This is a genomic window from Marinomonas phaeophyticola, assembly GCF_026966905.1.
Classification (GTDB): Bacteria; Pseudomonadota; Gammaproteobacteria; order Pseudomonadales; family Marinomonadaceae; genus Marinomonas; species Marinomonas phaeophyticola.
Window position 1 is genome coordinate 14,409 of record NZ_JAPUBN010000020.1, and the last position, 12,772, is coordinate 27,180.

At 39.8% G+C, this 12,772-nt stretch carries 15 protein-coding genes; 13 read left to right on the forward strand and 2 right to left on the reverse strand.

Features of this window, described 5'->3' with window-relative positions; genetic code table 11:
* Nucleotides 1-3 precede the first annotated feature (3 nt).
* From O1D97_RS16250 to der, 13 genes are all read left to right on the forward strand, one after another.
* The gene (locus O1D97_RS16250; RefSeq protein ID WP_269127216.1) at nt 4-366 is read left to right on the forward strand and encodes a HesB/IscA family protein; all 363 of its coding nucleotides are present in this window, start codon (nt 4-6) and stop codon (nt 364-366) included.
* Between the two features lie 6 nt (nt 367-372).
* Entirely contained in the window at nt 373-903 is a 531-nt protein-coding gene (gene sufT / locus O1D97_RS16255) for a putative Fe-S cluster assembly protein SufT (RefSeq protein WP_269127217.1), read from the forward strand.
* 155 nt (nt 904-1,058) lie between these two features.
* Complete coding sequence (locus O1D97_RS16260) at nt 1,059-1,472, forward strand: SufE family protein (RefSeq protein WP_269127218.1); 414 nt, start codon at nt 1,059-1,061, stop codon at nt 1,470-1,472.
* Between the two features lie 20 nt (nt 1,473-1,492).
* Nucleotides 1,493-2,641: an IscS subfamily cysteine desulfurase gene (locus O1D97_RS16265; protein ID WP_269127219.1), complete on the forward strand. Its 1,149-nt coding sequence runs from the start codon at nt 1,493-1,495 to the stop codon at nt 2,639-2,641.
* Nucleotides 2,642-2,863: 222 nt separating this feature from the next.
* Complete coding sequence (ndk, locus tag O1D97_RS16270; protein WP_269127220.1) at nt 2,864-3,271, forward strand: nucleoside-diphosphate kinase; 408 nt, start codon at nt 2,864-2,866, stop codon at nt 3,269-3,271.
* Nucleotides 3,272-3,416: 145 nt separating this feature from the next.
* A complete protein-coding gene (gene rlmN / locus O1D97_RS16275) occupies nt 3,417-4,532 on the forward strand; it encodes a dual-specificity RNA methyltransferase RlmN (RefSeq protein ID WP_269127221.1) in 1,116 nt (371 codons plus the stop codon).
* A 43-nt stretch (nt 4,533-4,575) separates the two neighbouring features.
* A complete protein-coding gene (locus O1D97_RS16280) occupies nt 4,576-5,313 on the forward strand; it encodes a tetratricopeptide repeat protein (protein WP_269127222.1) in 738 nt (245 codons plus the stop codon).
* On the forward strand, nt 5,313-6,332 hold the full coding sequence (locus tag O1D97_RS16285) for a helix-turn-helix domain-containing protein (RefSeq protein ID WP_269127223.1): 1,020 nt from the start codon (nt 5,313-5,315) through the stop codon (nt 6,330-6,332). Before O1D97_RS16280 ends, O1D97_RS16285 begins: the two co-directional genes overlap by 1 nt.
* Before the next feature lie 8 nt (nt 6,333-6,340).
* Nucleotides 6,341-7,453 (forward strand): flavodoxin-dependent (E)-4-hydroxy-3-methylbut-2-enyl-diphosphate synthase, encoded by a 1,113-nt coding sequence (ispG, locus tag O1D97_RS16290; RefSeq protein WP_269127224.1) that lies wholly within the window; start codon nt 6,341-6,343, stop codon nt 7,451-7,453.
* Nucleotides 7,454-7,464: 11 nt separating this feature from the next.
* A complete protein-coding gene (gene hisS, locus O1D97_RS16295; protein WP_269127225.1) occupies nt 7,465-8,745 on the forward strand; it encodes a histidine--tRNA ligase in 1,281 nt (426 codons plus the stop codon).
* 57 nt (nt 8,746-8,802) lie between these two features.
* Entirely contained in the window at nt 8,803-9,444 is a 642-nt protein-coding gene (locus tag O1D97_RS16300; protein ID WP_269127226.1) for a YfgM family protein, read from the forward strand.
* Nucleotides 9,444-10,580 (forward strand): outer membrane protein assembly factor BamB, encoded by a 1,137-nt coding sequence (gene bamB / locus O1D97_RS16305; RefSeq protein WP_269127227.1) that lies wholly within the window; start codon nt 9,444-9,446, stop codon nt 10,578-10,580. The genes O1D97_RS16300 and bamB overlap by 1 nt, the downstream gene beginning before the upstream one ends.
* Nucleotides 10,581-10,666: 86 nt before the next feature.
* Nucleotides 10,667-12,007, forward strand: coding sequence for a ribosome biogenesis GTPase Der (der, locus tag O1D97_RS16310; protein WP_269127228.1), 1,341 nt, complete (start codon nt 10,667-10,669; stop codon nt 12,005-12,007).
* A gap of 70 nt (nt 12,008-12,077) precedes the next feature.
* Here der and O1D97_RS16315 read toward each other — a convergent pair whose 3' ends face one another.
* Together O1D97_RS16315 and O1D97_RS16320 are read right to left on the reverse strand one after the other, a co-directional pair.
* On the reverse strand, nt 12,078-12,254 hold the full coding sequence (locus O1D97_RS16315) for a YbaM family protein (RefSeq protein WP_269127229.1): 177 nt from the start codon (nt 12,252-12,254) through the stop codon (nt 12,078-12,080).
* Between the two features lie 28 nt (nt 12,255-12,282).
* Nucleotides 12,283-12,651 carry a ribbon-helix-helix domain-containing protein gene (locus O1D97_RS16320; RefSeq protein WP_269127230.1) on the reverse strand — a complete coding sequence of 123 codons (369 nt, stop codon included), beginning with the start codon at nt 12,649-12,651 and terminating at the stop codon, nt 12,283-12,285.
* Between the last annotated feature and the right edge of the window lie 121 nt (nt 12,652-12,772).

Consider the following 12,772-nt stretch of genomic DNA (forward strand, 5'->3'; position numbering starts at 1 on the left):
AATATGTCTGCAACGACATTTGATCCATCGGTTGATTTAGCTCAACCTGTTACCTTAACTCAGGCCGCAGAGCAGTATTTTGCAAAGAAGCTTGCTTCTCAAGCAGATAAACTCATTAGAGTGAGTACTAAAGTGAGTGGTTGTACGGGGTTTGCCTATGTACTTGATATGGTAGAGAGTATCGAAGACGGTGATCAGTTATTGCATTTTGGCGATGTGACTGTCGCGGTTGATATGAAGGCAATGGACTTAATAAAAGGTACTGAAATAGATCTTGTGCAGGAAGGTATCAATCACGTTATAAAATTCAATAACCCTAACGTTGTAGCTGAATGTGGCTGTGGCGAAAGCTTTAGTGTGAGTTAAAACAGCATGCAAAAAATGGTGGTTACCCAAACTGAATGTCCTGCACGAAGAGTGCCTAGTGGCATTCCTGCTGTTATACCTGAGGGGCAGTTTATTACCATTAACCAAGCGTTAGGTGGTAATTATACTGTGACTTGGCAGGGTAATATGCTGCGCATTGATGGGCTGGATGCGGCTGCAATTGGTCAAGAACCTGAAGTGCTTACTTTTACTCAATCTGGCTCAAGTGAGATTTCAGAGGATCAAGTTTGGCAAGCGTTGGATTCGATTTACGATCCTGAGATTCCAATCAGTTTGGTGTCCCTTGGCTTGATTTACGCCGTGAGTATTGAGCAAGGTACTCAAAAAGTGTCGGTAAAAATGACATTGACGGCTCCGGGGTGTGGTATGGGACCCGTCCTAGTAAGCGATGTAAAGTATCGTGTTACTAAAGTTCCTAATGTTGCGGATGTTGATGTTGAATTGGTTTTTGATCCACCATGGTCTCGAGATATGATGAGCGAAGAAGCTCAGCTCGAAGCAGGTTTGTTTTTCTAATTGTATTTTATAAAATACGGTTAAGAGAAGGTTATGTTTAAGCCTCGCTTGTTTTCAATCGAGGCTTTTTTATTTTTTAATGGGCGTGTTTTTGCTTGTTTATTGATGCTTCTAACTAGATAAGGATGAAGCATCTATTCATATATTGAGGTGTTATGTCTTTACCAACGAAAGAAGAGATCATTGAAGATTTAGAGTTTTTTGATGATTGGGAAGATAGATACAAATACATAATAGATCTTGGGAAAATGCTAACGCCTTTTGATCCTAGTTTACGGACAAATGAGAGGTTAGTTCGAGGTTGTCAAAGCAATGTCTGGATCGACTTTGATAAAGAGGGTGAGTCCCTTTTATTTAAAGTAGACAGTGACGCCATTATAGTGAAAGGCTTACTGGCATTAGTTATGGTGGCTTTTGACAAGAAAACGCCTGCAGAGATTGTGGTCTTTGATATTGATGGTTTCTTTGCTGAATTAGATTTAGAAAGCCATCTTAGTCCTACACGTGGTAATGGTTTGAAAGCCATCGTAGCGAAAATACAAGTTATTGCAAAAAACGCTAATCTATAGATTTTGACGGAGAAAACTTAATGGGAATGCCTATATATTTGGATTACTCTGCAACTACGCCGGTAGATCCTCGTGTGGCTAAAAGAATGTCTGACTGTTTGACTCTGGACGGTAACTTTGCGAACCCTGCATCTCGTTCCCATGCGTTTGGTTGGCGAGCAGAAGAAGCGGTGGAAGAGGCCCGTCAGCAGGTGGCTGATTTGATTGGGGCTGATGCGAGAGAAATTGTTTGGACGTCTGGCGCGACGGAAGCAAATAACTTGGCGTTGAAAGGGGTTGCCCATTCCTATTCTAAGCAAGGGAAGCATATTATTACTTCTCAAATTGAGCATAAAGCGGTTTTAGACCCTTGTAAGCAGCTTGAAAAAGAAGGCTTTGAAGTGACTTATTTAAAACCGGATTCTCAAGGTGTGATTTCTGTCGAAGCGGTGCAAGCCGTATTAAGAGAGGATACGATTTTAGTATCCTTAATGCATGCTAATAATGAAATTGGCGTTGTAACCGATATTGATAAAATAGGTGCCTTGACGCGGGCTAATGGCACTTTTTTTCATGTGGATGCAGCACAGTCAACGGGAAAGTTGGCTATTGATGTGAAAGCCATGCAAGTTGATTTAATGTCTTTAACGGCTCATAAAACGTATGGCCCAAAAGGGATCGGTGCCTTGTATGTTCGTCGAACCCCAAAGGTGAAAGTTGCAGCTCAAATACATGGTGGTGGTCATGAACGAGGTATGCGTTCAGGGACCTTAGCAACCCATCAGATTGTTGGTATGGGGGAGTCGTTTGCGATTGCTAAAGAAGAAATGGATTCTGATATTGCCAAGATCTCTGTGTTACGGCATCGGCTTTGGGAAAAAATACAAACATTACCCGATGTTCATCTGAATGGGCACCCCACTCAGAGCGTTGCTGGGGTTTTGAATGTAGGGTTTGCCGGTGTGGAGGGGGAATTATTGTTGATGTCACTGGCGGATATAGCGGTTTCTTCTGGCTCTGCTTGTACTTCGGCGAGTTTAGAGCCTTCTTATGTTTTAAGAGCAATTGGCTTATCAGATGAGTTAGCACACGGTTCATTGAGGGTATCTATAGGTCGATTTACTACGGAAGAGGATATTGATCGTGCGGCAGAAGTGATTGTTAATGCGGTCTCAGCGCTACGCCAATAGATAAGAATAGGCAGGATGATTCTATAAAAATGAATGAATAAAGAAAATGTACAGTAAGTTTGACATTTTCTATAAAGAATCTCCTGAAAAGCATACAACTTTAATAAATAGGTGCGTATAATCCACGCGCTTAACTTTTTTTGGTCTAAGCGGCTTATTAATGACTTTTTTGTTAAAGAGCCATTAAAGCGGCTTACTTTATATATTATTTTGGAGTTTAACATGGCGTTGGAACGTACTCTTTCTATCATCAAACCAGATGCAGTTGCTAAAAATGTTATCGGTGAAATCTACTCTCGTTTTGAGCGTTCTGGTCTTAAAATTGTTGAAGCTAAAATGGTTCAACTAGATGATGAACTAGCTGGTGGTTTTTATGCTGAGCATAAAGAACGTCCTTTCTACAAAGATCTAGTTGCATTCATGACTTCTGGTCCTGTTGTTGTTTCTGTTCTTGAGGGTGAAGGTGCTGTATTGCGTCACCGTGAATTGATGGGTGCGACTAACCCTGCTGAAGCGGCGGCGGGTACTTTACGTGCAGATTATGCGGCATCTATTGATGCGAATGCGGTTCATGGTTCTGATTCTGTTGAATCTGCAACTCGTGAAATTGCTTATTTCTTCGGTAAGTAATTGATTTGAGCTAATCTTCTTTAGTTCTACATATAAGAAATGGGCTGATGCTCATTTCTTATTAGAAGCTTCTGAAAAGATATTTCTTTTCAGAAGCTTTTTTCGTTTACACTTAATGTAATTTTGAACATGCGATGAATTGATTATGACAGATACAAATAAGGTAAACCTACTTGGTTTACCACCTAGAAAGTTAGTGGAATTTTTTGAATCTATTGGTGAGAAAAAGTTTCGGGCGACACAAGTATTGAAATGGATTCATCAAAAAGGTGCTGAGAGTTTTGATGAAATGACGGATGTTAGTAAAGCTTTGCGTGCGAAATTACAAGAGATTGCGGAGGTGAGAGCGCCAGAAATTGTCAGTCAAAATATTTCTCAAGATGGCACCCGAAAATGGATTATTCGTACCGAAGGTGGTGGTAATAATTGCGTAGAAACGGTTTTGATCCCAGATGGGGATAGAGCGACTTTGTGCGTTTCTTCTCAGGTTGGTTGTTCCTTGGATTGCAGTTTTTGTTCAACGGGCAAGCAAGGTTTTAATCGTAACCTAACACCGGCTGAAATTATTGGACAGGTGTGGATTGCGATAAAATCGTTTGGACCAATGGAGCCGAATGGGCCTCGACGTGTGACGAATGTTGTTATGATGGGGATGGGTGAGCCTTTGATGAACTTCGAGCCTGTTGTGGATGCGATGACATTGATGATGGATGATAACGCCTATGGTTTATCAAAACGCCGAGTGACATTGAGTACATCCGGTGTGGTGCCTAAAATGTATGAGTTAGCGAAAAGAACAGATGTTTCTTTGGCGGTTTCTTTACATGCCCCAAATAACGCTTTACGAGATGTCTTGGTGCCAATTAATAAGAAATACCCAATATCGGAATTGCTCGAGGCTTGCCAGCATTACTTAGACAGCCTACCGGATAAACGTCATATTACTATTGAGTATACTATGATGGCCGGGGTAAACGATCAGGAAGAACAAGCTTATGAGCTCGCTGAATTACTGAAAAATTTAGAGTGCAAAATCAATTTAATTCCATTTAATCCGTTTCCAAATTCTGGTTATGAAAAACCGTCTAACAATCAAACTCGCCGATTTCAAAAAATATTGGCCGATGATGGCTACACGGTTACCGTTAGGACGACTCGAGGTGAAGATATTGATGCCGCGTGCGGTCAATTAGTCGGAGATTTTCATGATAAAACGCGCCGTAGCCAAAAATACATTGAGCTTAGAGAAGTAAATTCTTAAATTTATTCGAGTATCTGAAAACCGTTTTAAAATAGAGACAAGGATGTCTGATGAAATCTTATATAAAGAAGACGCTATGGATAGCTGGGTGTGTTTTTTTGTTTGCGTGCTCCGTACAGCCTGTAGAAGAGCTGCAAAAAAAGATAGGGCTGTGCTGTCTTTAGCCCAGGAATATATTTTAAAAAATAGAATCGAAAAGGCGGCGGCTTTTCTTGATAAAATCGATGCTTCAGAAAAACAGACAGCTGAATTTTATCGGTTGAGATCACTATATTTATTGAAAGCTAATCGGTTAGAAGACGCTGAGGAATACCATAAAAAAAGTATTAAAAAATTTCCTCAAGATGTTTTTTTATTGAATAATTATGGTGTGCTTTTAGTTCGCTTAGGAGACTATGCAAAAGCGTGTGAGCTATTTGAAAAAACACTTAAAATAAGTCGCAACCGCTCGCAAAGCGGATTAATAAATTACTCTCGTTGCCTAATAAGTAAAGATGATGTAAAAAAGGCGAGCATACTGATAGATCAAGCAAAAGAATTAGGAAATTTACCCTATATAGGTTTGCTGACAGAGCTCAATCTTGTTTTAATACAAGGTAATAAATTTAAGGCGAGCCAAATAAACAAAATTATCCAGGCTAACACCAATTATGCTCAGATTAGCGAGTATAAAAAGGAATATGAATGTCTGTCGCGGCATATTAACGCCAGTGAAACTGACCTTACTTCATCTTTCTTACATTCGCCTTCTGCCTGCATAGTACCAAGGTACAAAACATAATGAATACTAATTTTTCTTCTGACGCCCTGACTGACGGTGATGGCGCAGGTATTGATATCGGTAATGAGCTGCTAATTAGACGCTTACATTTAAATTTAACGCAAGGGCAGATATCCGATCAATTAAAAATTCCTCTAAATCAAATACAAGCCTTAGAAAACAATCATTTTGATGTGTTTCGAAGTCCTGTGTTTGCTCGAGGCTATCTAAAAAACTACATCCGTGCCCTTGGATTGGATGAAGTGTATTTGTTATCTCATTTTGACACTCTCCAGAATAGTAAAAAAACCGTTCTAGAGCCTATTGATAAAGTTAAAAAACAAGCTCATTTAACGGATCCTATTGTTTTATTCATATCCGTTGTTTTAATTTCAGTGCTTGTGTTCTTAGTTTTTTGGTGGCCAACAATGGAAGCCGAAGACGCTCTTGAGATGACGATGGCAGAGGAAAACGTAACAATAGAAAATGACATTGTCGATGAGGATATTCTCTCACCTTCAGCCTCTGTTTCTGATACAGAGAGTGTTTCAGATAGTGAGTTACAAAAGGAATTAATTACAGAAAAGTTAACGATCAAATCGAGTGATAGTGTCGAAGAAAGTGCAAGCGATACGGATATTGTTACTGGACTTTCTGCAGAAACAAAAGCCCTTTTAAAAGAGGCTGGAGTGAGCGTTGATGCGGTCGCTTTAGAGACTCAGTCCATAACGAAGAACTCCGAACAAGCAAAAATAGACACACTTGCTCAGGAACAATCGCCTACAACAGACGTGACATATAGAGATGATGTGGTTGTTAACTTTAAACAAGATTGTTGGACTGAAGTTCGTAACCAATCGGGCAAAATTTTATTTTCTGGAATTAAAAAAGGTGGATCGACTCTTACCTTGTCTGGCTCATCGTCTTATCGTGTTGTATTGGGTTACGCTCCCGGTGTGAGTGAACTTCTTTTCAAAGGTAAGTCATTTGATTTTACTTCATTTATTCGTAAGGATTTGGCTCGCTTTGAGCTCAAATAGGAAACAGCATGCATTTTGAATCGCCTATTAAACGTCGTAAGTCTCGTCAAATAATGGTTGGCAACGTCGCTGTTGGTGGTGATGCGCCTATTAGTATACAAAGCATGACAAATACTGAAACATGTGATGTTGATGCTACCGTAGCTCAAATTAGGGCCATTGCTAACGCTGGCGCTGACATTGTCCGGGTTTCTATTCCTTCAATGGATGCGGCGGAAGCGTTTAAACATATCCGTAAGCAAATTAGCACACCTCTGGTTGCAGATATTCATTTCGACTATAAAATTGCCCTTAAAGTAGCTGAGTACGGTGTTGATTGCTTACGTATCAATCCTGGTAATATCGGGAACAAAGACCGTGTTCGAGCTGTTGTGGATAGTGCTCGTGATAAGAACATACCTATTCGCATTGGTATTAATGCCGGCTCTCTTGAAAAGGATTTACAGAAAAAATATGGTGAGCCAACACCTGATGCCTTAGTCGAATCCGCATTTAGACAAATTGACTATTTTGATGCATTTGATTTTCAAGAGTTTAAAATAAGCCTAAAAGCTTCTGATATTTTTATGACGGTGGAAGCGTATCGAAAAATAGCCTCTCAAATAGATAATCCTCTTCATTTAGGTATTACTGAGGCGGGTGGTTTACGCTCAGGAACGGTTAAGTCATCCATTGGTCTTGGACTTTTATTGATGGATGGTATTGGAGATACGTTACGAGTATCTTTAGCCGCTGACCCTGTGCAAGAAGTGAAGGTCGGTTGGGATATGCTGCGTAGTCTAAAGCTACGTAGTAGAGGTATTAACTTTATTGCTTGTCCAAGTTGCTCTCGTCAAAACTTTGATGTTATTAAGACAATGAACCAATTGGAAGAACGGTTAGAAGATATTACTATTCCAATGGATGTTGCGGTAATTGGTTGTGTTGTAAATGGTCCTGGAGAAGCAAAAGAAGTGGATTTGGGGTTAACTGGTGGCACGCCAAATAATTTAATTTACCTAGATGGTAAGCCTGATACAAAAGTAAAGAATCCCGAATTAGTTGATGAATTAGAAAGAATGATTCGTGAAAAAGCAGCTAAAAAAGAAGCTGAAGCAGCGAATCTCATTTTAAAAGTATAAGGAATAATGTTTTGAGTCGTAAAGTACAAGCTATTCGTGGAATGAATGATATTCTGCCTGGTCAGTCTTCAATTTGGTTGTACCTAGAGAAAACCGTTGCAGAAGTAGTTCACGGATACGGCTATCAACAAATTCGCTTTCCAATTGTAGAAAGTACTGATCTGTTTAAACGAGGTGTTGGGGAGACAACCGACATTGTTGAAAAGGAAATGTACACTTTTGATGATCGTAATGGGGAGTCTTTAACGCTGAGACCAGAAGGCACCGCGAGTTGTGTTCGTGCTGCAGATCAAGCTGGCTTACTGTATAACCAAGTACAGCGTTTATGGTATACCGGTCCTATGTTCCGTTATGAAAGACCTCAGAAAGGACGTTACCGTCAATTTCATCAAATAGGGGTGGAATCATTTGGTATATCTACTCCCGATATTGATGCTGAACTGATTATTCTTTCTGCTAGGTTATGGAAGAAGCTAGGGTTATTAGAGCATGTTGAATTACAGTTAAATACGATTGGTGTCGCCGCTGCTCGTGAGTCCTTTAAATTAGCATTAGTTGAATACTTATCTGAATACAAAGAAAAGTTAGATGCTGATAGCCAGCGTCGTTTAACAACTAATCCTTTAAGAATTTTAGATTCTAAAGATGAAGGTACACAATCGGTATTACAAAATGCACCGAGTTTAGAAGAGTTTATCGACGAAGAGTCTCGTTTACATTTTGAACGCCTAAAAAGCATTCTAATAGATAACGGCGTTCCTTTTACTATCAACCCTAGTCTGGTTCGTGGATTGGATTATTATGGTAAAACGGTATTTGAATGGGTTACAACTCATCTAGGCGCTCAGGCAACAGTATGTGCCGGTGGTCGTTATGATGGACTGGTTGAACAGCTAGGAGGACGATCTACACCTGGTGTTGGTTTTGCGATGGGGATTGAGCGTCTTGTTTTATTATTGGAAGTTCTGAACTTAATACCTGAAGTCGCAAAAGAAAAAATCGATGTGTTTTTAGTCAGTGTAGGAGAAACGGCTGAGCTAGCATCGTTTAAATTAGCAGAGCAATTAAAAGATACTAATGATCAGTGGGCGGTATTACGCCATTGCGGTGGTGGTAGCTTTAAAAGTCAAATGAAAAAGTCAGATAAGTCAGGCGCCCGTTTTACGTTGATTCTAGGGGAAGACGAACTTGTTAAAGGTATTTGTCAAATTAAAGACATGAGTACTGGCGAACAAATAGAATGTAGTTTAGATTCTGTTGCCAATTATCTTTCTCAACAATTTAGTAATTAATCTATAGAGTGAGTGACCCATATCTAATGAGGGTTATTTTATATAAAGGGGCCAACTGTGTCAGAGTTAAAAACAGAAGAAGAACAAATAGAAGCGTTTAAAGAGTGGTGGAAAAAGAATGGAACTTCATTAGTTCTTGCTGTTTCTATCGGTGTTGCTGGTTATTTTGGTTCGCAAGCTTGGTTTCAGAGTCAAGAAAATCATATATCTGAAGCGTCTGCTTTATATCAAAATATGATGGAAGCGGCGGCGGACTTAAGTGCTGAAAGCAATCAAAAAACCGTTACTTTTATCGCTAATCAATTGTCAGATGATTACTCTGATACTGGCTATGCTGCTTTTGGGCAACTTTATGTTGCACGTATTGAAGCGGAAAAAGGTGAGTTTGATAACGCTATATCCTCGTTAAAACAAGCTCAAGAAAAAACAGAAGATGTGTCTTTAAATGCTATTGCCAATTTACGTATTGCTCGTTTACTTCTTGAGAAACAAGATTATGATGCGGCTCTAACTCAAGTTGAAAAAGTTACTTATGAAGAGTTTACTGTACAAAAGCAAGAGTTGAAGGGCGATATTCTATTGGCTTCTGGTAAGAAAGAAGAAGCAAGAGTAGCCTATGAAGCGGCTAATAATGCCTTGGAAAGTGGGAGTTCTCACCCTCTACTTAATATTAAATTGCAGGATTTGGTGAAGAGCTAATGACGTTTAAAAAACTCATCTTTAGTATGACCATCTTTTCTGTATTTTTGCAAGGGTGCGCATTAACTCGCCCACCATTACCTGAGCCAGAGTCTATTCGAAATAAAGTAGACTTACGAACTGATTGGCGCAAAGGAGTTAATGGTGGTTTTGGGGAGTCGAGTGAACGTTTTACTATCGTTCCACAAGATGAATTCCTTTACTTTACGACTAAAACTGGGGTTGTTTATAAGTTAAGTAAAGAGACGGGTAAGCGTATAGAGTCTTTTGATACAGACCTTGATGTAAGTACTGGAGTGGCTCTAAATGGGGAAACTGTCTACTTAGGCACTTATGAAGCAGAGTTAGTAGCGGTGTCTCTGACGGATAAAAAAGTGTTATGGAAAAAGCTATTAACATCTGAAATTCTATCTGAACCGGCTCAAGTGGCGAATAAACTAGCCGTTCAAACCGCAGACGGTTGGCTAAGCTTATTAAATGCAAATGCTGGCGATACCCTTTGGCGTATTAAAGAGGACTTGCCTGCATTAACTGTTAGAGGTACAAGCTCTCCATTGATCGCCGATGGAAAGGTCGTAGCTGGTTTTTCTAGTGGTAAAATTAAAGCATTTGGCTTGTTAAATGGTGAACAACAGTGGGAATACGAAGTTGGTAAGCCTACAGGACGTTATGAAATAGAACGTTTGAGTGATGTTGATGGCCGTTTAGTTATTGTAAATGGTATTGTGTACGCTACGGCCTATAATGGTACAGTGACGGCCGTTAATTTATCTAATGGCCGATTATTGTGGCAACGTAGTATTCCTAGTGCATTAAGTGTCGCAATACAAGATAATGTACTTATCGTTGTAGATCTAGACAGCCGAGTGGTTGCTCTAAATGCACAAAATGGCTCAGAGTTATGGATCCAAGAGTCGCTAAAAGACAGAGACTTAGGTTCTCCTGCGTTTTTACGTGAACATGTTGCTGTTATAGATAGAGCTGGATATGTACATTTGTTAAACAGCAAGAGTGGTAAGATTGATGCAGTAAAACTTGCTGATCTAAATTTACCACCAGGCAGTCGAATGGTGTCGGATGGACAGCAATTGTTTATACTTACACGTAATGAACAAGTAACCGCACTTACTTACTAAAAAGTAGGTAATAGAACGGTATTTTTAAGTGGCGACTGCGTTACAAATGAAGCAGTGGCCACTTTTTATATTTTATAGGTAAAAGAATGATCCCAGTTATTGCATTGGTTGGTAGACCCAATGTTGGCAAGTCTACTCTGTTTAATCAGATGACTCGCTCTCGTGATGCCCTAGTAGCAGATTACCCAGGCTTAACCCGTGACCGTAAATACGGCGATGGCAAAGTGGGTGAACATGAATTTATCGTGATTGATACTGGTGGTATCAGTGGTGATGAAGTTGGTATCGATGAAAAAATGGCGCGTCAGTCATTGTTGGCTATCGAAGAAGCCGATGCCGTATTGTTTTTAGTGGATGGTCGTCATGGTCTAAACCCAGCAGATGAGATGATTGCGGATCATTTGCGTCGTTCAAATAAACCTATTTATTTAGTAGTAAATAAAACCGACGGTATAAATGAAGATATAGCGTTAGCTGACTTTTATTCTATGGGGCTTGGCGATCTACATCCTATTGCCGCTTCTCATGGTAAAGGGGTGCATGTTCTTGTTGATAAAGTATTGTTACCATTTGCTGAACGCATACAAGAAGCGCGAGATCAAATTGATATTGAGTCAAAAGGTATCCGTATAGGTGTCGTTGGCCGTCCGAATGTCGGTAAGTCCACCTTGGTAAACCGCATGCTTGGTGAAGACCGAGTCGTTGTGTTTGATATGCCTGGTACCACACGAGACAGTGTCTATATTCCTTATACTCGCTACGATAAAGAATATACCTTGATTGATACTGCAGGGGTTCGTCGTCGTAAGCACATAAAAGAAGCGGTAGAAAAATTTTCTATCGTAAAAACCCTAAAAGCCATTCAAGATGCTAATGTTGTTATCGTGGTTATTGATGCACAAGAAGACTTAGTAGAACAAGATTTGCACATGATTGGTTATGTCTTGGATGCAGGTCGTGGGGTTGTTATCGCTATTAATAAATGGGATGGCATGACAAAAGATGATCGTGAACATATTAAGAAAGAGGTTGAGCGCCGTTTAGGCTTTATCCCTTATGCGAAAGTGCATTATATCTCTGCGCTGCATGGTACGGCGGTTGGTGACCTGTATGACACCATCGAAGACACTTATGAGTCTTGTTATGCAAAATGGTCTACAAACCGTTTAACTCGTATTCTTGAAGATGCGGTTGCAGAACATCAGCCCCCTATGGTTAAAGGTCGCCGTATTAAACTTCGTTATGCACACCAAGGTGGTTCAAATCCTCCAAGGATTGTTGTGCATGGAAACCAAACAGGCTCATTACCTGGAAGTTATAAAAAGTTTTTAGAGAATAAATTTCGTCAAGTATTGCATATCATGGGGACGCCGATTTCGTTTGAATTCAAGTCTTCAGACAACCCTTTTGCTACGACTAAGAAATAATCTTATTAGTTAATGGATTGACATTATTAAGACACGAAAAACCACTCTTTTATAGTTAAGGGTGGTTTTTTTATGTTTGCTTATTCGCGTTGCCAGCCTCTTGCTCGGTTACTTGCTTCTTCTTAAAATCATTAAGAACGATTTCCAGTGCTTGAACGGCTATATGGGCCTCAATTTGATTCGTTTCTAAAAGATCAATTAAATCTACAGCGAGCTGAATGTGTTTGGGCGCTTTTTTAAGTGACATATTGTTTTCTACTATCAGGGAATTTAGGTTAATGTTTGGCGTGGTAGTTTAGCTTACGTTGAGCTTCATTTTTCAAAATGGTATCGGCGTTAAGAGAATTAATGGGGGTATGTGCATTCATAGGAATATCGCCATTTTTCTGTAAAGAGAGATAGCGCATTGCACATACACGCAAGAACGAGGTGAAGTTACCTAAATCATGGCCTGCGTCAATCGACTCATGATAAAGCCTAGTCACCATTTGGGGAATGTTCATTTCGTCTCGGGATGCAATTTCTTCGAGAATTGTCCAAAAGGAATTTTCAAGTCGAATACTGGTCACCATTCCATCAATACGTAAGGATCTGGTTGAACTTCCCCATAACTCAGGGTCGGCATTAATAAAAAGTTTGCACATATCGAAGCCTCTTATTGTTTTAGTGTGACTACTTGGCTGTTTTATAAACTATTTATAGGATTATGAAGAGTGTAAAGGTAATAGCGTCCTTTTGACAAATTTAAATAAAAAGTCTATTAAC

Excerpts from the sequence above, each read along its gene's own strand:
- ndk (WP_269127220.1), top strand. The coding sequence starts at position 2,864 with ATGGCGTTGGAACGTACTCTTTCTATCATCAAACCAGATGCAGTTGCT.
- bamB (WP_269127227.1), top strand. The coding sequence starts at position 9,444 with ATGACGTTTAAAAAACTCATCTTTAGTATGACCATCTTTTCTGTATTT.
- rlmN (WP_269127221.1), top strand. The coding sequence starts at position 3,417 with ATGACAGATACAAATAAGGTAAACCTACTTGGTTTACCACCTAGAAAG.
- O1D97_RS16315 (WP_269127229.1), bottom strand. The coding sequence starts at position 12,254 with ATGTCACTTAAAAAAGCGCCCAAACACATTCAGCTCGCTGTAGATTTA.
- ispG (WP_269127224.1), top strand. The coding sequence starts at position 6,341 with ATGCATTTTGAATCGCCTATTAAACGTCGTAAGTCTCGTCAAATAATG.
- O1D97_RS16280 (WP_269127222.1), top strand. The coding sequence starts at position 4,576 with ATGTCTGATGAAATCTTATATAAAGAAGACGCTATGGATAGCTGGGTG.
- O1D97_RS16260 (WP_269127218.1), top strand. The coding sequence starts at position 1,059 with ATGTCTTTACCAACGAAAGAAGAGATCATTGAAGATTTAGAGTTTTTT.
- O1D97_RS16265 (WP_269127219.1), top strand. The coding sequence starts at position 1,493 with ATGGGAATGCCTATATATTTGGATTACTCTGCAACTACGCCGGTAGAT.
- O1D97_RS16285 (WP_269127223.1), top strand. The coding sequence starts at position 5,313 with ATGAATACTAATTTTTCTTCTGACGCCCTGACTGACGGTGATGGCGCA.
- der (WP_269127228.1), top strand. The coding sequence starts at position 10,667 with ATGATCCCAGTTATTGCATTGGTTGGTAGACCCAATGTTGGCAAGTCT.
- O1D97_RS16250 (WP_269127216.1), top strand. The coding sequence starts at position 4 with ATGTCTGCAACGACATTTGATCCATCGGTTGATTTAGCTCAACCTGTT.
- sufT (WP_269127217.1), top strand. The coding sequence starts at position 373 with ATGCAAAAAATGGTGGTTACCCAAACTGAATGTCCTGCACGAAGAGTG.
- O1D97_RS16320 (WP_269127230.1), bottom strand. The coding sequence starts at position 12,651 with ATGTGCAAACTTTTTATTAATGCCGACCCTGAGTTATGGGGAAGTTCA.